Source organism: Nocardioides jiangsuensis, from assembly GCF_019679455.1.
GTDB lineage: Bacteria > Actinomycetota > Actinomycetes > Propionibacteriales > Nocardioidaceae > Nocardioides_C > Nocardioides_C jiangsuensis.
The window spans coordinates 1480180-1504319 of sequence record NZ_JAIEZQ010000001.1; the positions used below are offsets into that span (position 1 = coordinate 1480180).

20 protein-coding genes are annotated in these 24140 nt (G+C 71.9%); 19 read left to right on the top strand and 1 reads right to left on the bottom strand.

The genetic code is table 11. The features are described from left to right. Positions 1–13: 13 nt before the first annotated feature. The 3 genes from K1X13_RS07020 to K1X13_RS07030 are packed head-to-tail and all read left to right on the top strand — an operon-like array spanning position 14 to position 4655. On the top strand, positions 14–946 hold the full coding sequence (locus K1X13_RS07020; protein ID WP_221024632.1) for an o-succinylbenzoate synthase: 933 nt from the start codon (positions 14–16) through the stop codon (positions 944–946). Next, positions 943–2721, top strand: a complete 1779-nt coding sequence (gene menD / locus K1X13_RS07025; RefSeq protein WP_221024230.1) for a 2-succinyl-5-enolpyruvyl-6-hydroxy-3-cyclohexene-1-carboxylic-acid synthase — start codon at positions 943–945, stop codon at positions 2719–2721. The genes K1X13_RS07020 and menD overlap by 4 nt, the downstream gene beginning before the upstream one ends. A gap of 50 nt (positions 2722–2771) precedes the next feature. Then, positions 2772–4655, top strand: a complete 1884-nt coding sequence (locus K1X13_RS07030; protein WP_221024231.1) for a Na+/H+ antiporter — start codon at positions 2772–2774, stop codon at positions 4653–4655. A gap of 45 nt (positions 4656–4700) precedes the next feature. Here K1X13_RS07030 and K1X13_RS07035 read toward each other — a convergent pair whose 3' ends face one another. After that, on the bottom strand, positions 4701–5975 hold the full coding sequence (locus tag K1X13_RS07035) for an isochorismate synthase (protein WP_372450685.1): 1275 nt from the start codon (positions 5973–5975) through the stop codon (positions 4701–4703). A 42-nt stretch (positions 5976–6017) separates the two neighbouring features. Here K1X13_RS07035 and K1X13_RS07040 point away from each other — a divergent pair, with 42 nt between their 5' ends. The 16 genes from K1X13_RS07040 to nuoN all read left to right on the top strand — a co-directional run bounded on the left by K1X13_RS07040 (position 6018) and on the right by nuoN (position 24133). Further along, entirely contained in the window at positions 6018–6707 is a 690-nt protein-coding gene (locus K1X13_RS07040; protein WP_221024233.1) for a demethylmenaquinone methyltransferase, read from the top strand. Between the two features lie 198 nt (positions 6708–6905). After that, positions 6906–8204, top strand: a complete 1299-nt coding sequence (locus K1X13_RS07045) for a geranylgeranyl reductase family protein (protein ID WP_221024234.1) — start codon at positions 6906–6908, stop codon at positions 8202–8204. Between the two features lie 38 nt (positions 8205–8242). Next, a complete protein-coding gene (locus K1X13_RS07050) occupies positions 8243–8602 on the top strand; it encodes an NADH-quinone oxidoreductase subunit A (RefSeq protein WP_221024235.1) in 360 nt (119 codons plus the stop codon). 9 nt (positions 8603–8611) lie between these two features. Next, complete coding sequence (locus K1X13_RS07055) at positions 8612–9166, top strand: NuoB/complex I 20 kDa subunit family protein (RefSeq protein ID WP_221024236.1); 555 nt, start codon at positions 8612–8614, stop codon at positions 9164–9166. A 65-nt stretch (positions 9167–9231) separates the two neighbouring features. Further along, the gene (locus tag K1X13_RS07060; RefSeq protein WP_221024633.1) at positions 9232–9927 is read left to right on the top strand and encodes an NADH-quinone oxidoreductase subunit C; all 696 of its coding nucleotides are present in this window, start codon (positions 9232–9234) and stop codon (positions 9925–9927) included. Beyond that, complete coding sequence (locus K1X13_RS07065) at positions 9927–11291, top strand: NADH-quinone oxidoreductase subunit D (RefSeq protein ID WP_221024237.1); 1365 nt, start codon at positions 9927–9929, stop codon at positions 11289–11291. The genes K1X13_RS07060 and K1X13_RS07065 overlap by 1 nt, the downstream gene beginning before the upstream one ends. Continuing rightward, positions 11288–12130 carry an NADH-quinone oxidoreductase subunit NuoE gene (gene nuoE / locus K1X13_RS07070; RefSeq protein ID WP_221024238.1) on the top strand — a complete coding sequence of 281 codons (843 nt, stop codon included), beginning with the start codon at positions 11288–11290 and terminating at the stop codon, positions 12128–12130. The genes K1X13_RS07065 and nuoE overlap by 4 nt, the downstream gene beginning before the upstream one ends. Continuing rightward, positions 12130–13440 carry an NADH-quinone oxidoreductase subunit NuoF gene (gene nuoF / locus K1X13_RS07075; protein ID WP_221024239.1) on the top strand — a complete coding sequence of 437 codons (1311 nt, stop codon included), beginning with the start codon at positions 12130–12132 and terminating at the stop codon, positions 13438–13440. Before nuoE ends, nuoF begins: the two co-directional genes overlap by 1 nt. After that, entirely contained in the window at positions 13437–15860 is a 2424-nt protein-coding gene (locus tag K1X13_RS07080) for an NADH-quinone oxidoreductase subunit G (protein WP_221024240.1), read from the top strand. Before nuoF ends, K1X13_RS07080 begins: the two co-directional genes overlap by 4 nt. 53 nt (positions 15861–15913) lie before the next feature. After that, positions 15914–17185: an NADH-quinone oxidoreductase subunit NuoH gene (nuoH, locus tag K1X13_RS07085; RefSeq protein ID WP_221024634.1), complete on the top strand. Its 1272-nt coding sequence runs from the start codon at positions 15914–15916 to the stop codon at positions 17183–17185. Next, on the top strand, positions 17185–17739 hold the full coding sequence (gene nuoI / locus K1X13_RS07090; protein WP_221024241.1) for an NADH-quinone oxidoreductase subunit NuoI: 555 nt from the start codon (positions 17185–17187) through the stop codon (positions 17737–17739). The genes nuoH and nuoI overlap by 1 nt, the downstream gene beginning before the upstream one ends. After that, on the top strand, positions 17736–18554 hold the full coding sequence (locus tag K1X13_RS07095; protein WP_221024242.1) for an NADH-quinone oxidoreductase subunit J: 819 nt from the start codon (positions 17736–17738) through the stop codon (positions 18552–18554). Before nuoI ends, K1X13_RS07095 begins: the two co-directional genes overlap by 4 nt. 49 nt (positions 18555–18603) lie before the next feature. Continuing rightward, a complete protein-coding gene (gene nuoK, locus K1X13_RS07100) occupies positions 18604–18903 on the top strand; it encodes an NADH-quinone oxidoreductase subunit NuoK (RefSeq protein WP_221024243.1) in 300 nt (99 codons plus the stop codon). Between the two features lie 70 nt (positions 18904–18973). Beyond that, positions 18974–20872: an NADH-quinone oxidoreductase subunit L gene (gene nuoL / locus K1X13_RS07105; protein WP_308249462.1), complete on the top strand. Its 1899-nt coding sequence runs from the start codon at positions 18974–18976 to the stop codon at positions 20870–20872. Between the two features lie 100 nt (positions 20873–20972). After that, complete coding sequence (locus tag K1X13_RS07110) at positions 20973–22520, top strand: NADH-quinone oxidoreductase subunit M (RefSeq protein WP_221024244.1); 1548 nt, start codon at positions 20973–20975, stop codon at positions 22518–22520. Continuing rightward, entirely contained in the window at positions 22520–24133 is a 1614-nt protein-coding gene (nuoN, locus tag K1X13_RS07115; protein WP_221024245.1) for an NADH-quinone oxidoreductase subunit NuoN, read from the top strand. The genes K1X13_RS07110 and nuoN overlap by 1 nt, the downstream gene beginning before the upstream one ends. The last annotated feature ends 7 nt before the right edge of the window (positions 24134–24140 follow it).

The following is a 24140-nucleotide window of genomic DNA, read 5'->3' on the forward strand; positions in this document are numbered from 1 at the left end:
CTTCTCGATCCCGATGACCACCCGCTTCCGCGGGATCACCACCCGCGAGGGCATGCTCCTGCGCGGTCCAGCCGGCTGGGGAGAGCTCAGCCCGTTCCTGGAGTACGACGCCCGGGTCGCCGCGCCCTGGCTGCGCTGTGCGCTCGAGGCCGCGGACCAGGGCTGGCCGGAGCCGCTGCGCGGCACGGTGCCCGTCAACGTCACGGTCCCCGCCGTCGGCCCCGAGCAGGCCGCCGCGATCGTCCGCGCGGGCAACGGCTGCACCACGGCGAAGGTCAAGGTCGCCGAGCCGGGGCAGACCCGCGCCGAGGAGGAGGCCAGGCTCGAGGCGGTCCGCGACGCCCTCGGGCCCGCCGGCCGGATCCGGGTCGACGCCAACGGCGGCTGGTCGGTCGACGAGGCGGTCGAGGCGGTCCGCGCACTCGACCGCGCCGCCGGCGGCCTGGAGTACGTCGAGCAGCCCTGCGCCTCCGTGGAGGACCTGGCCCGGGTCCGCCGCCGGGTGGACGTGCCGGTCGCGGCCGACGAGTCGATCCGCCGCGCCGAGGACCCCTACCGGGTGCGCGACCTGGAGGCCGCCGACGTCGCGGTGCTCAAGGTGCAGCCGCTCGGCGGGGTCCGCGCGTGCCTGCGGATCGCCGAGGACATCGGCCTGCCGGTCGTGGTCTCCTCCGCGCTGGAGAGCTCGGTCGGGATCGCCGCCGGGGTCGCGCTCGCGGCGGCGCTGCCCGAGCTGCCCTACGCCTGCGGCCTCGCCACGGTCCAGCTGCTCACCGGCGACGTGGTCGCCCACCCCCTCCTCCCGCGCGACGGGGCGCTGCCCGTCGTACGCCCCGAGGTCGACCTCGCCGCCCTCGACCGGGTGCGCGCGAGCCGGGACCGTGCCGACGACTGGCGCGCGCGGCTGGCCGACATCGAGGCGCTCGGGCAGGATCAGTCCTCGTGACCACGCACCCGGCCGCTCCCGCCAACCCGTCGACCGCCCTGGCCGCCGTGCTCGTCGACGAGCTCGTGCGCTGCGGGGTCCGCGACGTCGTGCTCGCGCCCGGCTCCCGGTCCGCCGCGCTGGCGTTCGCGCTGCACGCGGCGGCCGACGCCGGCCGGGTCCGGCTGCACGTGCGGATCGACGAGCGCTCGGCCGGCTTCCTCGCCCTCGGCATGGCCCGGACCTCGCGCAGGCCGGTGCCGGTGGTGACCACCTCGGGCACCGCCGTGGCGAACCTGCACCCCGCCGTCCTCGAGGCCGCGCACGCCGGGCTGCCGCTGGTCGTGCTCAGCGCCGACCGGCCCGCGGGCCTGCGCGGCACCAACGCCAACCAGACCACCGACCAGGTGAAGATCTTCGGCGGCGCGGTCCGCGCCTTCGCCGACGTCCCGCCGGCCTTCGCCGGCACGAGGGGCGTGAACGGGGTGAGCGAGGGACACCAGGTCGCCTCCTGGCGCTCCCTGGTCGCCCGGCACCTGGTCACCGCGACCGGCCGCGGCGTGCAGCCCGCGGGGCCGGTGCACCTCAACGTGCAGTTCACCGACCCGCTGACCCCCGACGTGGACGGCGGCTGGACCGACCCCTGCCACGGCCGTCCGCACGGCCAGCCCTGGACCGAGGCCCCGGACCCGGCGCGTCCGCAGCCCGAGCCCGTCTCCGCGGGACGCCGGACCGTGGTGGTCGCCGGCGACGACGCCGGGCCGCCTGCGCGGGTGCTCGCCGAGCGTGCCGGCTGGCCGCTGCTCGCGGAGCCCACGAGCGGCTCGCGCACCGGCGGGAACGCGATCCGCACCTACCGCCTGCTGCTCGCCGACGAGGAGCTCGCCGGCCGGATCGAGCAGGTCGTGGTCTACGGACACCCCACCCTGTCCCGGCCGGTGACCCGGCTGCTGTCGCGCGGCGACGTCGAGGTGGTCGCGGTCCCCGGTCCGGCCGGCTGGACCGACCCCGGGCACCGGGTGTCCCGCGTCGTCGGCGCCGCCTGGCCCGACGACCAGCCCGAGGAGGACCTGGCCTGGACCGCGGAGCCGCGGGAGCCCCGCACCGCCCGCCCCGCCTCCGCCTGGCTCGCCGAGTGGCGGCGCCGGGACGCCGAGCTGAGCGACCGCCTCGACGCCCTCCTCGCGGCCGAGCAGGGGTTGACCCCGCACCACGTCGCGGGCGCGCTGAGCGCCGCCCTCCCGCCCCACGGACTGCTGTTCGTCGGGGCCTCCAACCCGGTGCGCGACCTCGACCTGATGGTCGCGGAGTACCCCGTCGGCGAGCACCGGATGGTCGTCGCCAACCGGGGCCTGGCCGGCATCGACGGCACGGTGTCCTCGGCGATCGGCGCGGCCCTCGCCCGGCCGCGCACCAGCCGGGCCTTCGCCCTGCTCGGCGACGTGACCTTCCTGCACGACACCAACGGGCTCGTGGCCGGGCCCGGCGAGGAGCGTCCCGACCTGATGCTCGTGGTGGTCAACGACGACGGCGGGAGCATCTTCGCCTCGCTGGAGCAGGGCGCGCCGTCGCACGCCGACTCCTTCGAGAAGCTCTTCGGCACGCCCCACGGCGTGGATCTCGCCGCCCTCTGCGCCGCCACCGGCACGCCGCACCGTCGTGTGGCCACCCGCGCGGAGCTCGCGGCGGCGCTCGACTCCCCGGCCGGCGGTGTCGAGGTGGTGGAGGCCGTCGTACGACGCGACAACCGGCGCGACCTCGACGCCGCGATCCGGGAGCTCGTCCACCCCGTCTAGCTCACGGTCGTCCCCGCGGTGGGGGTTGCCCGCGGGGGTTGAATGGGCGGGTGCATGTCGCGCTCGCCCTCGTCCCCCTGCTGATCGTCGTCGTCGCGGTCAGCGGCCTCTGCCGCCGCTATGAGCTGCCCGCGCCGCTGGTCCTGATCGCGGTGGGCATCGTCGGGTCGCTGCTGCCGTTCCTGGGCGAGGTACGGCTGACCGAGGAGATCGTGCTGGTCGGGCTGCTGCCGCCGCTGCTGTACGCCGCCGCGCTGCAGACGTCGCTCGTGGACTTCAACGCCAACCGCACCCCGATCCTGTTGCTCTCGGTGGGCCTGGTCGCCTTCACCACGGTCGGGGTCGCGCTGGTGGTCCACCCTCTGCTGCCCGGCCTGTCCTGGCCGGCCGCGTTCGCGATCGGGGCGGTGGTCGCGCCGCCCGACGCGGTGGCCGCGACCGCGATCGCGCGCCGGATCGGGCTGCCGCGGCGGATCGTCACGGTCCTCGAGGGCGAGTCGCTGCTCAACGACGCCACCGCGCTGGTCGCCCTGCGCACCGCGATCGTGGGGTCCACCGGCGTGGTGGTCCTCGGCCTCGACTTCGCCCTCGCCGCGGGCGGCGGCGTCGCCGTGGGGCTCGCCGCCTACGCGCTCGTCGCCTTCGTCCGCCGACAGGTCACCGACCCGGTGCTCGACACCAGCGTCTCGCTGCTCACGCCGTTCGCGGCGTACGTGGTCGCGGAGGAGATCCACGCCTCGGGCGTGCTGGCCGTGGTGGTCGCCGGCCTGCTGCTCGGGCACAACGCGCCGGTGCTGCAGACCGCCTCGTCGCGGATCTCCGAGCGGCTCAACTGGCGCACGATCTCGTTCCTGCTCGAGAACACCGTGTTCCTGCTGATCGGCCTGCAGGCCCGGTGGATCTTCGCCGAGGTGGGCAACAGCACGCTCTCCCTCGGCCGGATCGTGGGCGTGTGCGCGGCCGCGATCGCCGCCACCGTCCTGCTGCGGCCGATCTGGATCTTCGCGTTCCGGCTGGTCCTCCTCGCCCCGACCCGGGGCGAGACGAGCCGGCCGGTGCCGTCGTGGAAGACCGCGGCCATCACCTCGTGGGCGGGGATGCGCGGGGTGGTGACGCTGGCGGCCGCGTTCGTCATCCCCGAGGACGTCGAGCACCGCGAGGTGCTGCTGCTGATCGCGTTCACCGTCACGGCGGCGACCCTGTTCGGCCAGGGGCTCACCCTGCCCTGGCTGGCCCGCCGGCTCCAGGTGCCCGCGCCCGACCCCCGGCAGGACGCCCTGGCGCGCGCCACCCTGTTCCAGGACGCCTCGGCGGCCGGCCTCGCCGTGCTCGACGAGCACGCGGGGGAGGAGGACCCCTACGACACGGTCGCGGCGCTGCGCCGCCGTACCGAGCAGCGCGACTTCGCCGCCTGGGAGCGCCTCGGCCGGACCGCCCCGGACACGGAGGCGCCGAGCGAGGTCTACGCGCGGCTGCGGCTGGAGATGCTCCAGGCCGAACGGCGCCGGGTCCTCGAGGTGCGCGACACGGGCCGGGTGCCGCACGAGGTGGTCGAGGACGTGCTGCACGCCCTCGACGTCGAGGAGTCGATGCTCGACCTGGCCGACCGGCAGGACCGCGTCCGCGAGGACCTCGTCGGCAACGCCGCCACGGGCGTGGTGGCGCCCAGCCCGACCACCGGCTGCGCGCACCTCCACGAGGCCCCGGTCGACGCCGCCGTGCCCGAGGACGCGGTCTGCACCGACTGCGTCGCGGAGGGCACCACCTGGGTGCACCTGCGGATGTGCCTGGCCTGCGGACGGGTCGGTTGCTGCGACTCCTCGCCGCGGCGGCACTCGACGATGCACCACCAGCAGACCGGTCACCCCGTGGTCCGCTCCGCGGAGCCGGGGGAGACCTGGCGCTGGTGCTTCGTCGACCAGCTCGTCGGCTGAGCCGGCCGAGGCACCTGCGTGGGCGCCGGGACCGGCGTACGTCCTCTAGACGCCGGAGATCGCGTCGCGGACCGGCACGAACTTCGCCTGTGCCTCGGCCAGCTCGGCCTCCGGCTCCGACGACGCGACGATGCCGCAGCCGGCGAAGAGCCGCACGGTGCGCCCCATGACCTCCGCGGAGCGCAGCGCGATGCCCCACTCGCCGTCGCCGGAGGCGTCCATCCAGCCCACCGGCCCGGCGTAGCGACCGCGGTCCATCCCCTCGATCTCGGAGATCACCGCCTTCGCCACCTCGGTGGGCGTCCCTCCCACCGCGGCGGAGGGGTGCAGGGCCTCCGCGAGCTCCAGGCAGGTGGTGTCGTCGTCGATCACCCCGGCCACGTCGGTGGCCAGGTGCATCACGTTGGGCAGGTGCAGCACGAACGGCGCCTCGGGCACGTTCATCGACGTGCAGTGCGGGGCGAGCGCGTCGGCCACGGAGCGGACGGCGTACTCGTGCTCCTCGAGGTCCTTCGAGGACCGGGCCAGCGTGGCGGCCAGGGCCAGGTCGCGCGAGTCGTCGCCGGTACGGCGGATCGTCCCGGCGAGCACGCGCGAGGTGACCAGCCCGCGCTCGCGGCGGACCAGCATCTCCGGGGTGGCCCCGAACAGCCCGTCCACGTGGAAGGTCCAGCACATCGGGTAGCTCTCGGAGAGCCGCTGCAGCGGCCAGCGCACGTCGATCTCGTCGTCGGCGGTGGCCAGCAGGTCGCGGGCGAGGACCACCTTCTCCAGCTCCCCGGCGGTGATCCGGCGGACCGCCTCGGCGACGACGCGCTCCCACTCGGTGCCGCTGATCGCGCCGTCGACGAACGTGACCCCGGCCGGCGGCGCGGGGGCGTCGGCGGGCCGCACGGCGGCGGGGGAGGCGATCGTGGCGCGGCTGACCGTGGTCACCCAGGTGGTGCCGCCGCGGCGCCCGACGACCACCTCGGGCACGACCAGCACGCTCTCGCCCGGCTCGTCGGCGAAGGCGAAGGAGCCGAACGCGACCAGGCCGGTGCCCGGCTGCGCCACCTCGTCGCGGACGACGGCGGAGCGCGCGTGCTCCTTCCACCACTCCGAGGCGTCGCGGAAGCGCGTGGGTCCCTTGGTGCGGATCGAGGCCGCCGCACCCCAGCCGACAAGGCCCTCGCCACGCCGTACCCACGCCAGCGACTCCTCGCGCGGGACCAGCGCCAGCAGCGGGGAGTCGTCGTCCAGGGCGACGGTGCGCACGACGAGGGGAGTCGCGTCGGCCGAGCCGGACGGTCCCGACAGAACGGAGGTCACAGTGGCCAAGCGTACGGCGGCGGGCCGGAGCGCCATGACTAAGGTGTCTGCGTGACCCGAGCAGACCTGGACAAGAAGCCCGCCGACGTCGCCGCGATGTTCGACGACGTCGCGCGCCGCTACGACCTCACCAACGACATCTTGTCCCTGGGCCAGGACCGTCGCTGGCGCCGCGACGTGATCGACGCGGTCGACCCGCAGCCGGGGGAGCGGGTCCTCGACCTCGCCGCCGGGACCGGCACGTCCAGCCAGCCGTTCGCGGACCGCGGTGCGCGGGTCGTCCCCTGCGACTTCTCCCTCGGCATGCTCCGGGTCGGCAAGCAGGCGCGACCCGCCCTGCCGTTCACCGCCGGCGACGGGACCCGGCTCCCGTTCGCCGACGGCACCTTCGACGCGGTCACGATCTCGTTCGGGCTGCGCAACATCGTGGACACCGACGCCGGCCTGCGCGAGCTGCGCCGGGTGACCCGCCCCGGCGGCCGGCTCGTGGTGTGCGAGTTCAGCCACCCGACCTGGGCGCCGTTCCGGACCGTCTACATCGAGTACCTGATGAAGGCGCTGCCCTCGATCGCCCGGGCGGTCTCGTCCAGCCCCGACGCGTACGTGTACCTCGCGGAGTCGATCCGCGCCTGGCCCGACCAGGCCGCGCTGGCCGACCGGATCACCGCGGCGGGGTGGACCCGGACGAAGTGGCGCAACCTGTCGGGCGGCATCGTCGCGCTGCACCACGCCACCGCGTGATTTAGCGCACCGCGGCGTTGCCGAAATGAGCGAGGCACGTCATGGTTTCGGCCGGTTGCGACACGGGTAGGGGCGCGTTCGCGCGATGTGACGCAGACCTCTAGACTGTGCCGCAGTGGCAGTTAGTGAAGCTTTTCACTAAGTCACGAAGGGTCGGGAACCGGCCCGCCACACACGGAGGACGAGGTGCTGCACCCCATGAGCCGGACGACCGCGGACGAGCGCCAGGCGGACGTGATCGTCGTCGGTGCCGGTCCGGCGGGCGCGGCCACGGCCTACCACCTCGCCACCGCCGGGGTGGACGTGCTGCTGCTCGAGAAGAGCGCCTTCCCCCGCGACAAGATCTGCGGCGACGGGCTCACCCCGCGCGCGGTCAAGCAGCTGGTCAACCTGGGCCTGGACCTCGACGCTCCCGGCTGGCAGAGGAACAAGGGGCTGCGCATCGTCGGCGCCGGGCACCGTCTCGAGCTGCCCTGGCCCGAGCTGTCCTCCTACCCGCCGTACGGCATGGTCCGCACCCGCATGGACCTCGACGAGGTGCTCGCCCGGCACGCCGAGAAGGCCGGAGCCCGGCTGATGGAGCGCACCGCGGTCAGCGGGCCCGTCGTCGACGAGCGCACCGGTCGCGTCACCGGCGTCAGCGCCCGCCCGGTCGACGACCGTGGCCGCCGTACCGGCGACGAGGTCACCTACTCCGCCCCCGTCGTGATCGCCTGCGACGGCGTCTCCGCCCGCATCGCGGTCTCCCTCGGCCTCGAGCGCCGCGAGAACCGGCCGATGGGCGTGGCCGTGCGCGCCTACTACACCACCCCCCGCCACGACGACCCGTGGATGGAGTCCTGGCTCGAGCTGTGGGACGGCACGCCGGGGGAGAGCAACCTGCTCCCCGGCTACGGCTGGATCTTCGGCGTCGGCGACGGCACCGCGAACGTCGGGCTCGGAATCCTCAACACCTCCAAGGCCTTCCAGCACGTCGACTACAAGGACGTGCTGCGCCGCTGGCTGGCCAACACGCCCGCGGAGTGGGGCTTCCGCGACGAGAACATGGTCGGCAGGATCGGCTCGGCCGCGCTGCCCATGGGCTTCAACCGCAAGCCGCACTACACCCGCGGGGTCCTCCTCGTCGGCGACTCCGGCGGGATGGTGAACCCGTTCAACGGCGAGGGCATCGACTACGCCCTGGAGTCCGGCGAGATGGCCGCGCGCACGGTGCTCCAGGCGCTCGCCCGCCCGGAGGGTCCGCAGCGCGAGCGGGTCCTCGAGGGGTACGCCGCGGCGCTGGAGGCGGAGTACGGCGGGTACTTCACGCTCGGCCGCGTCTTCGCCAAGATGATCGGCAACCCCACCTTCATGAAGCAGGCCACGAAGTACGGCCTGCCCCGCGAGGCGCTGATGAAGTTCATGCTCAAGCTGATGGCCAACCTCACCGACCCGCGGGACGGCGACATGGCGGACCGCGTCATCAACGCCCTGAGCAAGGCCGCACCGGCCGCCTAAGCACGCAAGCCACGAGACAGACAGGAGGGTTCGTAGCGATGGAGCTGTACATGCCCGTCGTGGCGCTCGGCATTATCGCGACCGGGTTCGCGGTGTTCTCGATCGTCATGAGCGCCGTCGTGGGGCCCAAGCGGTACAACCGGGCCAAGCTCGACTCGTACGAGTGCGGCATCGAGCCCACCCCGCAGCCTGTCGGCGGTGGCCGCTTCCCGGTGAAGTACTACATCACCGCGATGCTCTTCATCGTCTTCGACATCGAGATCATCTTCCTCTACCCCTGGGCCGTGGCGTTCGACAACATGGCCGTCTTCGGGCTGGTCGAGATGATCCTGTTCATCCTTACCGTCTTCGTCGCCTACGCCTACGTGTGGCGTCGTGGCGGCCTCGAGTGGGACTGAGAGTGACCCATGGGTCTTGAAGAGAAGCTCCCCAGCGGAGTCCTGCTGACCACGGTCGAGGGCGTGGCCGGCTACTTCCGCAAGGCGTCGTTCTGGCCGGCGACCTTCGGCCTCGCCTGCTGCGCCATCGAGATGATGACCAGCGGCGGCCCGCGGTACGACCTGGGCCGGTTCGGCATGGAGGTCTTCCGGGCCTCGCCCCGCCAGGCCGACCTGATGATCGTGGCCGGCCGGGTGAGCCAGAAGATGGCCCCGGTCCTGCGCCAGATCTACGACCAGATGCCCGACCCCAAGTGGGTGCTCGCAATGGGCGTGTGCGCCTCGTCGGGCGGCATGTTCAACAACTACGCGATCGTCCAGGGCGTCGACCACGTCGTGCCGGTCGACATGTACCTCCCCGGGTGCCCGCCGCGTCCGGAGATGCTGATCGACGCGATCCTCAAGCTGCACGACCAGGTCCAGCACTCCAAGCTCGGCGCGAACCGCCGGGACGAGATCTCGGACGCCGAGACCGGCGCGCTCAACGCGCTGCCGACCTCCGACATGAAGGGGCTGCTCCGGTGACGCCCAAGGAACCCGGCGAGTTCGACGAGGTCACCCCCGGCACCGACCCGGACGCCACCGACCTGATGCCCGAGAACACGCTGCCGGTCGAGCCCGGCGCGCTCGGCCCCGAGGTGGTCGACGTACGCACCGGCATGTTCGGCGTGCACGGCTCCGGGGACACCTCCGGGTACGGCGGCATCGTCCGGCCGGTCGCGATGCCCGGCGGCACCCCCCGGCCGTACGGCGGCTGGTTCGACGAGCTCGCGACGAGCTTCGAGTCCGCGCTCGCCACCGCCGGCTTCACCGACGCGATCGAGAAGGTGGTCGTGCACCGTGGCGAGATCACCTTCTTCATCCGCCGCCACGACCTGCTGAGGGTCGCGGAGACGCTGCGCAACGACCCGGCCCTGCGCTTCGAGTTCTGTTCTGGCGTCTCCGGCGTGCACTACCCGAACGACAAGGACCGCGAGCTGCACGCGGTCTACCACCTGCTGTCGATGACCCACAACCGCCGGATACGGCTCGAGGTCACCTGCCCCGACAGCGATCCCCACATCCCGTCGGTGGTCGCGATCTACCCGACCAACGACTGGCACGAGCGCGAGACCTACGACTTCTTCGGCATCGTCTTCGACGGGCACCCGTCGCTGACCCGCATCGAGATGCCCGACGACTGGCCGGGTCACCCGCAGCGCAAGGACTACCCCCTCGGTGGCATCCCCGTGGAGTACAAGGGCGCCACCATCCCACCGCCGGACCAGCGGAGGTCGTACAGCTGATGAGCCAGACCACCCAGGGGACCCAGGACCCCTACGCACCGCACGAGGCAGGCGCCTCCGACACGACGACCGGCAAGGTCTTCACCGTCACCGGCCAGGACTGGGACGACGTCGTCTCCGGCCTCGCCGAGGAGGGCGAGGAGCGGGTCGTCGTCAACATGGGACCGCAGCACCCGTCCACGCACGGCGTGCTCCGGCTGATCCTCGAGCTCGAGGGCGAGACGGTCACCGAGGCCCGCTGCGGCATCGGCTACCTGCACACCGGCATCGAGAAGAACATGGAGTTCCGCTCCTGGACGCAGGGCGTCACGTTCTGCACCCGGATGGACTACCTGTCGCCGTTCTACAACGAGATGACCTACGTGCTCGGCGTGGAGCGGCTCCTCGACATCGAGGACGACATCCCGGAGAAGGCCCAGGTCATGCGGGTGCTCCTGATGGAGCTCAACCGGATCTCCTCCCACCTCGTCGCGATCGCCACCGGCGGCATGGAGATCGGCGCGCTGACCGTGATGACGATCGGCTTCCGCGAGCGGGAGCTGGTGCTCGACCTGTTCGAGCTGATCACCGGCCTGCGGATGAACCACGCGTTCATCCGGCCCGGCGGCGTCGCCCAGGACCTGCCCCCGGGCGCGCTCGACGAGATCCGCGACTTCATCGCGCTGATGAAGAAGCGGCTCCCCGAGTACGCCGACCTGTGCAACGCGAACCCGATCTTCAAGGCCCGCCTCGACGGCGTCGGCCACCTCGACCTCGCCGGCTGCCTCGCGCTCGGCATCACCGGGCCGGTGCTCCGCTCGACCGGCTACCCGTGGGACCTGCGCAAGACGCAGCCCTACAGCGGCTACGAGGACTACGACTTCGAGGTCGTCACCCGCGACAGCATGGACGCCTACGGCCGGTTCCGGATCCGTCTGGACGAGATGTGGGAGTCGCTCAAGATCGTCGAGCAGGCCGCCGACCGGCTCGCCGGGCTCGAGGGCGCGCCGGTGATGGTCGCCGACAAGAAGATCGCCTGGCCCAGCCAGCTCGCGATCGGCAGCGACGGCATGGGCAACAGCCTCAACCACATCCGGCACATCATGGGCGAGTCCATGGAGGCCCTGATCCACCACTTCAAGCTGGTGACCGAGGGCTTCCGGGTGCCGGCCGGCCAGGCCTACGTGCCGATCGAGTCGCCGCGCGGCGAGCTCGGCGCGCACGTCGTCTCCGACGGCGGCACCCGGCCGTTCCGGGCGCACTTCCGCGACCCCTCGTTCACCAACCTGCAGGCGACCTCGGTGATGAGCGAGGGCGGCATGGTCGCCGACGTCATCGTCGCGATCGCCTCGATCGACCCCGTGATGGGTGGAGTGGACCGATGACCCTGAACCACGACCCCGCGCTCGACGCCGGCTCCGGCCGCCTGCCCGAGGAGACGCTGCGCGAGCTGCGCGCGATCGGCGCCCGCTACCCGCAGGCGCGGTCGGCGCTGCTGCCGATGCTGCACCTCGTGCAGAGCGTCGAGGGACGCGTGACCTCGCGTGGCATCGAGGCCTGCGCGGACATCCTCGGCATCTCCGCCGCCGAGGTCTCCGGCGTGGCGACCTTCTACACGATGTACAAGCGCCGCCCGGTCGGCGACTACCACGTCGGCGTCTGCACCAACACGCTGTGCGCGGTGATGGGCGGCGACGAGATCTTCGAGCGGCTCAAGGGCCACCTCGACGTCGGCAACGACGAGACCACCGACGACGGCAAGGTCACCCTCGAGCACCTCGAGTGCAACGCGGCCTGCGACTACGCCCCGGTGATGATGGTCAACTGGGAGTTCATGGACAACATGACCCCGCAGTCGGCCACGCAACTCGTCGACGACCTGCGCGCGGGCACGGAGGTCCGCTCCACGCGCGGGGCCCGCATCTGCACGTGGCGGGAGGCCGAGCGCGTGCTCGCCGGCTTCCCCGACGACCGCGCCGACGAGGGCCCGGCCGCGGGACCGGCCTCGCTGGTCGGCCTCGGCATCGCCCGCGAGCGCGGCTGGAAGGCCCCCGAGGGCCGCACCGCCGCGGGCACCACCAGCGGCACGCCCGGCGCGACCGCCGCCGCGGAGCAGGCCGACACCAGCCGTGCGGAGTCGGAGACCAAGGTCGAGCAGTCCCCGACGGACACCGTGGGCGGCAAGGGCGACGAGACCTCGACCGGTGAGGGGAAGAAGCGCTGATGACGGACATGCTGACCCCGGTGCTCTCCGACAACTGGGACACCGAGCGGCCGTGGACCCTGGAGTCCTACGAGCAGACCGGCGGGTACGCCGCGCTCGACACCGCCCTGGGCATGGGCCAGGACGCGGTCATCGACCTGGTCAAGGAGTCCGGCCTGCGCGGCCGGGGCGGCGCGGGCTTCCCGACCGGCATGAAGTGGGGCTTCATCCCGCAGGGCGACGGCAAGCCGCACTACCTGGTGGTCAACGCCGACGAGTCCGAGCCGGGCACCTGCAAGGACATCCCGCTGATGATGGCCTCGCCGCACACCCTGGTCGAGGGCGTGATCATCTCCTCCTACGCGATCCGCGCCAACCACGCGTTCATCTACGTCCGCGGCGAGGTGCTGCACGTGGTCCGCCGCCTGCAGCGTGCGGTCCAGGAGGCCTACCTGGCCGGGCACCTCGGCCAGAACATCCACGGCAGCGGCTACGACCTCGAGCTGACCGTGCACGCCGGCGCCGGCGCCTACATCTGCGGCGAGGAGACCGCGCTCCTCGACTCGCTCGAGGGCCGCCGCGGACAACCCCGCCTGCGCCCGCCGTTCCCCGCCGTGGCCGGCCTGTACGCCGCGCCGACGGTGATCAACAACGTCGAGTCCATCGCGTCCGTGCCGTGCATCGTGCGCAACGGCGCCGAGTGGTTCGGGTCGATGGGCACCGAGAAGAGCAAGGGCATGACGCTCTACTCCCTCTCCGGCCACGTGAAGCGTCCCGGGCAGTACGAAGCGCCGCTCGGGATCACCCTGCGGCAGCTGCTCGACCTCGCCGGCGGCGTCCGGGAGGGGCACGAGCTGAAGTTCTGGACCCCGGGCGGGTCGTCCACCCCGATCCTCACCGCCGAGCACCTCGACGTGCCGCTCGACTACGAGGGGGTCGGCGCGGCCGGCTCGATGCTGGGCACCAAGGCGCTCCAGATCTTCGACGAGACCACCTGCGTGGTCCGCGCGGTGCTCCGCTGGACGGAGTTCTACAAGCACGAGTCGTGCGGCAAGTGCACCCCGTGCCGCGAGGGCACCTGGTGGCTGGTGCAGACCCTGGCCCGCCTCGAGCAGGGCAAGGGCAGCGAGCAGGACCTCGAGAACCTGCTCGACACCTGCGACAACATCCTGGGCCGCTCGTTCTGCGCGCTCGGCGACGGCGCCACGAGCCCGATCACCTCGTCGATCCAGCACTTCCGGGACGAGTACGTCCGTCACCTCACCGAGGGCGGCTGCCCGTTCGACCACGCCGCGTCCACCCTCTTCGCCCCCGCGGGAGCCACTGCATGAGCGTCTCCACCAACCGGCCGGACGCCGGTGCCGTCGAGAAGGCCGACCTGGTCACGGTGACCATCGACGACGTCGAGGTCAGCGTCCCCAAGGACACCCTGGTGATCCGCGCCGCCGAGCAGATCGGCGTGCAGATCCCGCGCTTCTGCGACCACCCGCTGCTGGCCCCGGTCGGCGCCTGCCGCCAGTGCCTGGTCGAGGTGCCCGACGCCGGCAACGGCAGGCCGATCCCGAAGCCGCAGGCCTCGTGCACCCTGGCCGTCGCCGACGGCATGGTGGTGCGCACCCAGGCCAGCTCGCCGGTCGCCGACAAGGCACAGCAGGGCGTGATGGAGCTGCTGCTGATCAACCACCCGCTCGACTGCCCGGTCTGCGACAAGGGCGGCGAGTGCCCGCTGCAGAACCAGGCGATGTCCAACGGCCGCGGCGAGAGCCGCTTCGTGGAGACCAAGCGCACCTTCCCCAAGCCGATCAACATCTCCGCGCAGGTGCTGCTCGACCGCGAGCGGTGCGTGCTGTGCGCCCGCTGCACCCGCTTCTCCGAGCAGATCGCCGGCGACCCGTTCATCGCGCTGGTCGAGCGGGGTGCCCTGCAGCAGGTGGGCATCTACGAGAAGGAGCCGTTCGAGTCCTACTTCTCGGGCAACACGATCCAGATCTGCCCCGTCGGCGCGCTGACCTCGGCGTCGTACCGCTTCCGGGCCCGCCCCTTTGACCTGGTCTCCTCGCCGTCGGTGTGCGAGCACTGCGCCTCGGGCTGCGCGCTGCGCACCGACCACCGGCGCGGCAAGGTCACCCGCCGCCTCGCCGGCTTCGACCCCGAGGTCAACGAGGAGTGGAACTGCGACAAGGGCCGCTTCGGCTTCATGTACGCCCGGCAGGCGGACCGGCTCACCCACCCGCTGGTGCGTGACGAGGACACCGGCGAGCTCCGCCCGGCGTCGTGGCCCGAGGCGTTCGCCGTCGCCGCCCGCGGTCTCGCGGCCGCCGGCTCCGTCGGCGTGCTGACCGGTGGCCGGCTCACCGCCGAGGACGCCTACGCCTACGCGAAGTTCGCCCGGGTCGCGCTCGGCACCAACGACATCGACTTCCGGGCCCGACCGCACTCCGCGGAGGAGGCCGACTTCCTCGCCTCCACCGTGGCCGCGCGGCCCGGCGTCACCTACGCCGACCTCGAGCGCGCCCGGACCGTCGTCCTGGTCGGCTTCGAGCCCGAGGACGAGTCGCCGATCGTGTTCCTGCGGCTGCGCAAGGCCGCCCGCAAGGGGCTCAAGGTCTTCTCGGTCGCGCCGTTCACCTCCCGCGGCCTGCAGAAGATGCACGGCACGCTGGTCCGCACCGCCCCGGGCGCCGAGGCCGAGGCCGTCGAGGCGCTCGCCCACGACGGCGAGGTCGCCCTCGACGCCGGCGGCGTGATCCTGGTCGGCGAGCGGATGGCCGGCGTACCCGGTGCGCTGTCCGCGGTCGCCGCTCTCGCCCGTACGACCGGCGCCCGGCTCGCGTGGGTGCCCCGCCGGGCGGGTGACCGCGGCGCGGTCGAGGCAGGCTGCCTGCCGAACCTGCTCCCCGGCGCACGCCCCGTCGCCGACGCGGCCGCCCGGGTCGACCTCGGCACGGTCTGGGGGACCACGGTGCCTACCGAGCCCGGCCGGGACGGCGACGCGATCGTGGCCGCGGCCGTGGCCGGTGAGCTGCACGGCCTCGTCGTCGGCGGCGTCGAGCTCGCCGACCTGGCCGACCCGGCCGCCGGTCTCGCCGCGGTGCGGGCCGCCCGGTTCGTGGTCAGCCTCGAGGTCCGGGCCAGCGAGGTCTCCCCGCACGCCGACGTGGTGCTGCCCGTCGCCCCGGTGACCGAGAAGTCCGGCACCTTCGTCGACTGGGAGGGCCGGGTCCGCACGTTCGACCACGTCTTCCGCGAGCCCGGCTCGCTGCCCGACGTCCGCGTCCTGGCCGGGATCGCCGAGGAGATGGGTGCCGACCTCGGTTTCCGGACCATCGAGCAGGCCCGCGCCGAGATGACCGAGCTCGGCCCCTGGGACGGCGACCGCGTCGCGGTCCCCACCGTGTCCCCCTCGGGCTCCGACGCTGCCGCGGCGCGGCGGCCTGACGAGCACGTGCTCGCGACGTGGAAGCTCCTGATCGACGACGGGCGGATGCTCGACGGCGACGAGTACCTCAAGGCGACCGGCCGCCGTCCGGTGGCGCTGGTGTCCGCGGGCACGCTCGCGGGCCTCGGGGTCACCACCGGCCAGCTCGTCACCCTCTCCTCGGAGCGGGGCTCGGTGGAGCTGCCCGTCGGCGTCGCCGACCTGCCCGACGGGGTGGTGTGGGCGCCGGAGAGCTCGGGCGGGATCCGCCTCTCCCGCGATCTCGGTGCCGGGGCCGGCGCCGTCGTCCGTCTCGAAGGAGGCCGCGCATGACCAGCTCGCTCGTGAGCCAGGGGGACCTGGTGCTCGCCGCCGAGGACCTCTCGATGTTCGGCCAGGACCCGTGGTGGCTGGTCGTCATCAAGGCGGTGCTGATCTTCCTGGTGCTCGTGCTGCTGACGCTGTTCAACATCTGGTTCGAGCGGCGCGTGGTGGCCCGGATGCAGCACCGCATCGGCCCGAACGTGCACGGCCCCTTCGGCCTGCTGCAGAGCCTCGCCGACGGCGTGAAGCTCGCGCTGAAGGAGGACATCATCCCCAAGGCTGCCGACAAGGCGGTCTTCCTGCTCGCCCCGGTGCTCTCGGTGGTGCCCGCGTTCCTGGCGTTCGCGGTGATCCCGTTCGGTCCCGTCGTCGACGTGCCGTTCACCGACGACATGACCACCCCGCTGCAGCTGACGGACATGCCGGTGGCGGTGCTGTTCGTGCTCGCGGTCGCCTCGATCGGCATCTACGGCATCGTGCTCGGCGGCTGGTCGAGCGGGTCGACGTACTCCCTGCTCGGCGGCCTGCGCAGCTCGGCGCAGATGATCTCCTACGAGGTCGCGATGGGCCTCGCCCTGGTCGCCGTCTTCCTGTACGCCGGCTCGATGTCGACCAGCGCCATCGTGGACGCGCAGGAGCGGATCTGGTTCGGGCTGATCCTGATCCCGTCGTTCGTGATCTACGTGATCGCGATGGTGGGGGAGACCAACCGCGCCCCCTTCGACCTCCCCGAGGCCGAGGGTGAGCTGGTCGGCGGCTTCCACACCGAGTACTCCTCGCTGAAGTTCGCGCTGTTCTTCCTCGCCGAGTACGTCAACATGACCACCGTCTCGGCGCTGGCCACCACCTTGTTCCTCGGCGGCTGGCGCGCCCCGTGGCCGCTGTCGGCGGTCAACGACGGCATGTTCAACGAGGGCTACTGGCCGGTGCTGTGGTTCCTCTCCAAGATCCTGCTGTTCATCTTCTTCTTCATCTGGCTGCGCGGCACCCTGCCGCGGCTGCGCTACGACCAGTTCATGGCGTTCGGCTGGAAGCGGCTGATCCCGGTCTCGCTGGCCTGGATCGTGGCGGTGGCGACGATCCGCTCGCTGAGCCTCGACGGCGGCTTCGACCGGACCTACCTGCTCGGCGCGCTCGGCGTGGTCGCGGTCCTCTTCCTCGTGCTCTTCTTCCTCGGCGGCGAGGAAGAGGAGGAGCAGGCGGAGGCCGAGGAGCGGCCGTTCGACGCCTTCGCGGGCGGCTACCCGGTCCCGCCGATGCCGCACCAGGTCGCGCAGGCCCGGAGCCAGAGCCCCACTGTCGCCTCGAGCACCGCTTCGGAGGGATCCGCGTAATGCCCACACTCAAGGAACAGTTCTGGGACCCGGTGGCGGGTTTCGGGGTCACCTTCCGCACCATGTTCAAGAAGGTCGTCACCGAGCAGTACCCGTTCGACAAGAAGCCGACGGCGCCCCGGTTCCACGGCCGGCACCAGCTCAACCGCTGGCCCGACGGGCTCGAGAAGTGCATCGGCTGCGAGCTGTGCGCCTGGGCCTGCCCGGCGGACGCGATCTACGTCGAGGGCGCCTCGAACACCGAGGACGAGCGGTACTCCCCGGGGGAGCGCTACGGCCGCGTCTACCAGATCAACTACCTGCGCTGCATCCTGTGCGGGCTGTGCATCGAGGCGTGCCCGACCCGCGCGCTGACGATGACCAACGAGTACGAGCTTGCCGACAACAACCGCGCGGACCTGATCTACGAGAAGCAGGACCTGCTCGCGCCGCTGCTGCCCGGCATGGAGCAGCCGCCGCACCCGATGCTGCTCGGCGACGACGACGGCGACTACTACCGCGGCAACCTGCGGCCCCGTACCGCCGAGACGCACGAGAGCGAGGAGCACCGGTGATCGGATTCTGGCTGCTGGCGCCGGTCATGGTGGCCGCTGCCCTCGGCATCCTGTTCACCCGCAAGGCCGTGCACGCCGCGCTGCTGCTCGCCGTGGTGATGATCGGCCTCGCGGTGATGTACGCGCTCCAGGACGCCCCGTTCCTGTTCGCGGTGCAGATCATCGTCTACACCGGCGCGATCTTGATGCTGTTCCTGTTCGTGCTGATGCTGGTCGGCGTCGACGCCTCCGACTCGGTGGTGGAGACGATCAAGGGTCAGCGGCTGATGGCCACGGTCGTCGGCCTGCTCTTCGGCGCCGTCCTGGTGGTCGGGGTCGCGCAGGTCACCGTCGGCGCGGTCACCGGCCTCGACGAGGCCAATGCCGAGGGCAACGTCCCCGCGCTGGCGCAGCTGCTGTTCTCCACCTACGTCTTCGCCTTCGAGGCGACCAGCGCGCTGCTGATCACCGCCGCGATCGGCGCGATGGTGCTCGCGCACCGGGAGCGGCTCACCCCGAAGGTCGGCCAGGCCGAGCGTGCCGCTCAGCGGATGCGCGACTACGTCGACCACGGCAAGCACCTCGGCCCGCTGCCCTCGCCGGGTGTCTACGCCCGGCACAACGCGGTGGACACCCCCGCGCTGCTGCCCGACGGCTCGGCCGCCGAGACCTCGGTCTCCCGCACCCTCACGGCCCGCGGCACCGTCCGCTCCGCCCCTGCCCTCGCCGACGACGTCACCGTGCTCTCCCGCCAGATCGGCCACGACGGCCGCCGCGACGGGGAGAGCGGTACGACGGGCAACGGCCGCGACCGCGAGCCGGGGGACCAGGCATGACCCACGCAGACACCCGTCCGTCGCGCCCACACCTCCGGGGAGGAACCGCATGAGCGAGACGCCGTTCATCGTCTTGTCCGCGATCCTGTTCACGATCGGCTGCGTGGGTGTGCTCACCCGCCGCAACGCGATCGTGGTGTTCATGTGCGTCGAGCTCATGCTCAACGCGTCCAACCTGGCGCTGATCACGTTCGCCCGGGTGCACGGCAACCTCGACGGCCAGGTCGCGGCGTTCTTCGTCATGGTCGTGGCCGCGGCCGAGGTGGTCGTCGGGCTCGCCATCATCATGACCATCTTCCGCACCCGTCGCTCGGCCTCGGTCGACGACGCGAGCCTGCTGAAGTACTGAAAGGCACCGTGTCGTGACGTTTCTGGCATCTGCACTGTCGACGAGCGCGTCCGTCGAGCCCCACGTGCCCGTGGTGGACCCGGCGGCGGCCGACGGGGTGTTCTCGCTGCTGTGGCTGGTCATCGCGCTGCCCGCGCTGGGGGCGGCGGTGCTGCTCCTCGGCGGGCGCCGTACCGACGCCTGGGGGCACCTCCTCGGTGTCGCCACCGTGGCCGGCTCGTTCGTGCTCAGCCTGGTGGCCTTCGTCGGCCTGCTGGGCCGGGGCGCCGATGACCGCGCCTTCACCCAGCACCTCTACACCTGGATCGAGGCCGGCGGGTTCCGGGTCGAGGCGTCGCTGCTCTACGACCCGCTCTCCGCGCTGTTCCTGCTGCTGATCACCGGGGTCGGCGCGCTGATCCACCTCTACTCGGTCGGCTACATGGCGCACGACCCACGCCGTCGCCGGTTCTTCGCCTACCTGAACCTGTTCGTCGCCGCGATGCTGGTGCTGGTGCTCGCCGACGACTACGTGGTCCTCTTCCTCGGCTGGGAGGGCGTCGGCCTCGCGTCGTACCTGCTGATCGGCTTCTGGCAGCACAAGCCGTCCGCGGCCGTGGCCGCCAAGAAGGCCTTCGTCGTGAACCGGGTCGGTGACCTGGGCATGGCGCTCGGCATCATGCTGATGTTCGCCACCTTCGGCAGCACCGCGTTCGCCGAGGTCTCCCGGGTCGCCACGGAGGCGACCGACGGCGTGCTCACCGCGCTCGGCCTCCTGCTGCTGCTGGCCGCCTGCGGCAAGTCGGCGCAGGTGCCGCTGCAGTCCTGGCTGCTCGACGCGATGGAGGGCCCGACCCCGGTGTCGGCGCTGATCCACGCGGCGACGATGGTCACCGCCGGTGTCTACCTGGTCGTCCGGTCGAACTTCATCTACGAGAACGCCCCCGTGGCACAGACCGCGGTGGTCGTCGTCGGCGCGGTCACGCTCCTGTGGGGTGCGGTCATCGGTTGCGCCAAGGACGACATCAAGAAGGCGCTCGCCGGGTCGACGATGAGCCAGATCGGCTACATGATGCTCGCCGCGGGCCTCGGTGTCGCCGGCTACGCGTTCGCGATCTTCCACCTGCTGACCCACGGCTTCTTCAAGGCCAACATGTTCCTCGGCGCCGGCTCGGTGATGCACGGCATGGACGACGACGTCGACATGCGGCACTACGGCGCGCTGCAGAAGGCGATGCCGGTCACCTTCCTGACCTTCGCGATGGGCTACCTCGCGATCATCGGGTTCCCCGGGTTCTCGGGCTTCTGGTCCAAGGACAAGATCATCGAGGCCGGGTTCGAGGACAACCTGGTCGCCGGCCTGGCCGCCCTGCTCGGCGCCGGGATCACCGCGTTCTACATGACCCGGCTGATGCTGATGACGTTCTTCGGCGAGAAGCGCTGGGAGAAGGGCGTGCACCCGCACGAGTCGCCCAAGGTCATGACGGTCCCGCTGATCGTGCTCGCCGCCCTGTCGGTGCTCGGCGGCGTCATGCTGCTCGGGGACTGGATCGTCGGGTTCCTCGCGCCGGTGGTCGGGGAGGCCGAGCACCACACGCCCGCCGTGCCGCCGATCGTGATGACCCTCGTCGTGGTCGCCGTCGTCGCCGTCGGTGTCGCCACCGCCTGGCTCCTGGTGGGGCGCCGCGAGGTGCCGCGTACGGCGCCGCAGCGGGTGTCGGTGTTCACCCGGGCGGCGCGAGCCGACCTGTACGGCGACGCGATCAACGAGGCCCTGTTCATGCGCCCCGGCGACCGCTTCGTGGGTGACCTGGTGACCTTCGACAACGCCGGCGTCGACGGCGCGGTCAACGGGACCGCCGCCGCGTTCGGCGGGATGTCGGGCCGGATGCGCCGCTGGCAGAACGGCTTCGTCCGCTCGTACGCGCTGTCGGTGCTCGTCGGCGCGCTCGTGGTCCTGGTCGCGATGCTGGCGGTGAACCTGGCATGACCCCCATCCCCCGTAACTGCTCGCTCCGCTCGCACCCGCGCGGGGAACCCGGGATCGCGAGCCCCACGTTGGTACTCGACTCGAGGCTGGTGTCGTCGCTGTGAGCTTTCCCTGGTTGACCGTTCTCATGGCGGTGCCGCTCGTCGGCTCCGTGGTGGTGGCGCTCCTCCCCGCCCGGCTCGGAGGCGCCCTCACCAAGCAGGTCGCCTTCGGTGTCTCCCTGCTCACCCTCGGGATCGCCGCGGCCGTCGGCGCCGGCTACGACGTGGGCGGTGGCTTCCAGTACACCGAGGAGCACGAGTGGATCGCCGCCTTCGGCGCCCACTACGCGCTCGGCGTCGACGGCATCGGGCTCACGCTGGTGCTGCTCACCGCGATCCTGACCCCGGTGGTGATCCTGGCGTCGTGGGACGACGGCGACGCCGGCCGCTGGGGCGTGAACGCGTTCTTCGCCTGGATGCTGGCGCTCGAGGGCCTGGCCATCGGTGTCTTCGCCGCGACCGACGTGTTCTTGTTCTACGTGCTGTTCGAAGCCACGCTGATCCCGATCTACTTCCTGATCGGCGGCTTCGGGGGAGCCCGGCGCTCCTACGCCGCGGTCAAGTTCCTGCTCTACTCCCTGCTCGGCGGCCTGCTGATGCTGGCCTCGGTGATCGGCCTGTACGTGGTCTCCGCGGACAGCGAGACCGGGCCGACGTACCTGCTCTCCGAGCTGAGCCGGATGGAGATGGACCAGAACGTCGGCCGCTGGCTGTTCCTGGGCTTCTTCATCGCGTTCGCGATCAAGGCGCCGATGTTCCCGGTGCACACCTGGCTGCCAGACGCCGCGTCCGAGGGGACGCCCGGCACCTCGGTGCTGCTGGTCAGCATCCTGGACAAGATCGGCACCTTCGGGATGATCCGGTTCTGCCTGGGCCTGTTCCCCGAGGCCTCGCAGTGGGCGACCCCGGTCGTCGTCGCGCTCGCGGTGGTCTCCGTGCTGTACGGCGCCCTGGTGGCCGTCGGCCAGGACAGCATCCCGCGCCTGATCGCGTACACCTCGGTGTCGCACTTCGGCTTCATCGTGCTCGGCATCTTCGTGATGAACACGCAGGGCCAGACCGGCTCGACGCTGTACATGTTCAACCACGGCCTCTCGACCGCGGCGCTGTTCCTGGTCACCGGATTCCTGATCCGGCGCCGCCGGTCGCAGCTGATCAGCGACATGGGCGGCGTGGAGAAGGTCGCCCCGGTCCTGGCCGGGGTGTTCCTCGTGGCCGGACTGGCGTCGTTGTCGCTGCCCGGCCTGTCGCCGTTCATCTCCGAGTTCCTGGTGCTCGTCGGCACCTTCGTCTACTCGTGGTGGGTGGCCGTCATCGCGACGCTCGGCATCGTCCTGGCCGCGCTCTACATCCTCGTGATGTACCAACGCACGATGACCGGCGTGCCGGTCCCGGCCGTGGTCGGGATGAAGGACCTCACCCGCCGCGAGATCTCGGCGCTCGCGCCGCTGCTCGTGCTCATCGTGGCGCTCGGCTTCTTCCCGCAGCCGCTGACCGCGATCATCAACCCAGCCGTCGAGGACACCCTGCAGCAGGTAGGCGTGTCCGACCCCGCCCCGGACGTCCCGGTCACCGCCGGCCCGGGTGAGGAAGAGGAGAGCCACTGATGTCATCGGCCGCCGTGCTCGCTGCTGAGTTCCAGGCTCCGAGCTTCGAGTACAGCCTGCTCTCGCCGCTCCTGGTGATCTTCGGGGTGGCGATCACGGGCGTGCTCGTCGAGGCCTTCGCCCCGCGCGGGTCGCGCTACCTGCTGCAGGCCGTGCTCGCGGTCCTCGGTGTCGTCGGCGCCCTCGTGGCGACCGTCATCGTGGGCCTCAACCTCGTGTCGCGCGGCGGCGGGACCGCGCACGGCTCGATCGCCGCCGAGGGCGCCATCGCCGTCGACGGACCGTCGATCTTCATCTGGGGCACGGTGCTCGTGCTCTCGCTGGTCAGCGTGCTGCTCTTCGCCGAGCGCCGGCTCGAGGGCGGCGTGCTCTCCTTCGCCGGCCAGGCCGCGGCGCTGCCGGGCACCGAGGCCGAGCGCGAGGCCTCCACCCGGGGCCTCGAGCACACCGAGGTGTTCCCGCTGATGATGTTCGCGGTGGGCGGCATGATGCTGTTCCCCGCCTCGAACGACCTGCTCACGATGTTCGTCGCGCTCGAGGTGCTCTCGCTGCCGCTGTACCTGCTGTGCGGGCTCGCCCGGCGCCGGCGGCTGCTGAGCCAGGAGGCCGCGCTCAAGTACTTCATGCTCGGTGCCTTCAGCTCCGGCTTCTTCATCTACGGCATCGCGCTGGTCTACGGCTACGCGGGCTCGATGAACTTCGCCGCGATCAGCGCCGCGGTCTCCGGCCGCGCCGGCGGCGAGGGCCTGCTGCTCGGCGGCATCGCGCTGCTCGCGGTCGGGATGATGTTCAAGGTCGGCGCGGCGCCGTTCCACGCCTGGACCCCCGACGTCTACCAGGGCGCCCCCACCGCGGTCACCGCGTTCATGGCGGCCTGCACCAAGGTGGCCGCGTTCGGTGCGCTGCTGCGGCTGTTCTACGTCGCCTTCGGCGGCGCCCGCTGGGACTGGACGCCGATGGTGTGGGTGATCGCGATCCTCACCATGGTGGTCGGTTCGGTGCTCGCGCTGTCCCAGACCGACGTGAAGCGGATGCTGGCCTACTCCTCGATCGCCCACGCGGGCTTCCTGCTCACCGGCTTCGTCGGCGCGCAGCAGGTGGCCGACGTGGGCATCGGCGAGATCACCTCGCTGCAGGCGGTGCTGTTCTACCTGGTCACCTACGGCTTCACCACGGTCGCCGCGTTCGCCGTGGTGACCGTGGTCCGCGACGCCGGTGGCGAGGCCACCCACCTGTCCCGCTGGTCCGGGCTGGGCAAGGAGTCCCCGGTGGTCGCCGGTGTCTTCGCCGTCCTCCTGCTCGGCATGGCGGGCATCCCGCTGACCAGCGGATTCACCGGAAAGTGGGCGGTGTTCACCACCGCGCTGGCCGGCGGCGCGTGGCCGCTGGTGGTCACCGCGGTGCTGTTCAGCGTGGTCGCGGCCTTCTTCTACGTGCGGGTGATCGTGCTCATGTACTTCTCCGACCCGGTCGGCGAGGGACCCACCGTGGCGACCCCCAGCATCCTGACGACTATCGTGATCGCCGTGGGCTTCGCGGCGACGCTGGCCCTGGGCGTCGTACCCGGCCCGGTCCTGGACCTGGCCGCCGCCGCCGGAGAGTTCATCCGCTGACCCTTCC

What these genes read in the sequence shown, in the direction of transcription:
- K1X13_RS07020 (WP_221024632.1), top strand. Translation starts at nt 14, where the DNA reads ATGACCACCCGCTTCCGCGGGATCACCACCCGCGAGGGCATGCTCCTG.
- K1X13_RS07045 (WP_221024234.1), top strand. Translation starts at nt 6,906, where the DNA reads ATGAGCCGGACGACCGCGGACGAGCGCCAGGCGGACGTGATCGTCGTC.
- K1X13_RS07050 (WP_221024235.1), top strand. Translation starts at nt 8,243, where the DNA reads ATGGAGCTGTACATGCCCGTCGTGGCGCTCGGCATTATCGCGACCGGG.
- K1X13_RS07055 (WP_221024236.1), top strand. Translation starts at nt 8,612, where the DNA reads ATGGGTCTTGAAGAGAAGCTCCCCAGCGGAGTCCTGCTGACCACGGTC.
- K1X13_RS07060 (WP_221024633.1), top strand. Translation starts at nt 9,232, where the DNA reads ATGCCCGAGAACACGCTGCCGGTCGAGCCCGGCGCGCTCGGCCCCGAG.
- K1X13_RS07065 (WP_221024237.1), top strand. Translation starts at nt 9,927, where the DNA reads ATGAGCCAGACCACCCAGGGGACCCAGGACCCCTACGCACCGCACGAG.
- nuoE (WP_221024238.1), top strand. Translation starts at nt 11,288, where the DNA reads ATGACCCTGAACCACGACCCCGCGCTCGACGCCGGCTCCGGCCGCCTG.
- nuoF (WP_221024239.1), top strand. Translation starts at nt 12,130, where the DNA reads ATGACGGACATGCTGACCCCGGTGCTCTCCGACAACTGGGACACCGAG.
- K1X13_RS07080 (WP_221024240.1), top strand. Translation starts at nt 13,437, where the DNA reads ATGAGCGTCTCCACCAACCGGCCGGACGCCGGTGCCGTCGAGAAGGCC.
- nuoH (WP_221024634.1), top strand. Translation starts at nt 15,914, where the DNA reads ATGTTCGGCCAGGACCCGTGGTGGCTGGTCGTCATCAAGGCGGTGCTG.
- nuoI (WP_221024241.1), top strand. Translation starts at nt 17,185, where the DNA reads ATGCCCACACTCAAGGAACAGTTCTGGGACCCGGTGGCGGGTTTCGGG.
- nuoK (WP_221024243.1), top strand. Translation starts at nt 18,604, where the DNA reads ATGAGCGAGACGCCGTTCATCGTCTTGTCCGCGATCCTGTTCACGATC.
- nuoN (WP_221024245.1), top strand. Translation starts at nt 22,520, where the DNA reads ATGTCATCGGCCGCCGTGCTCGCTGCTGAGTTCCAGGCTCCGAGCTTC.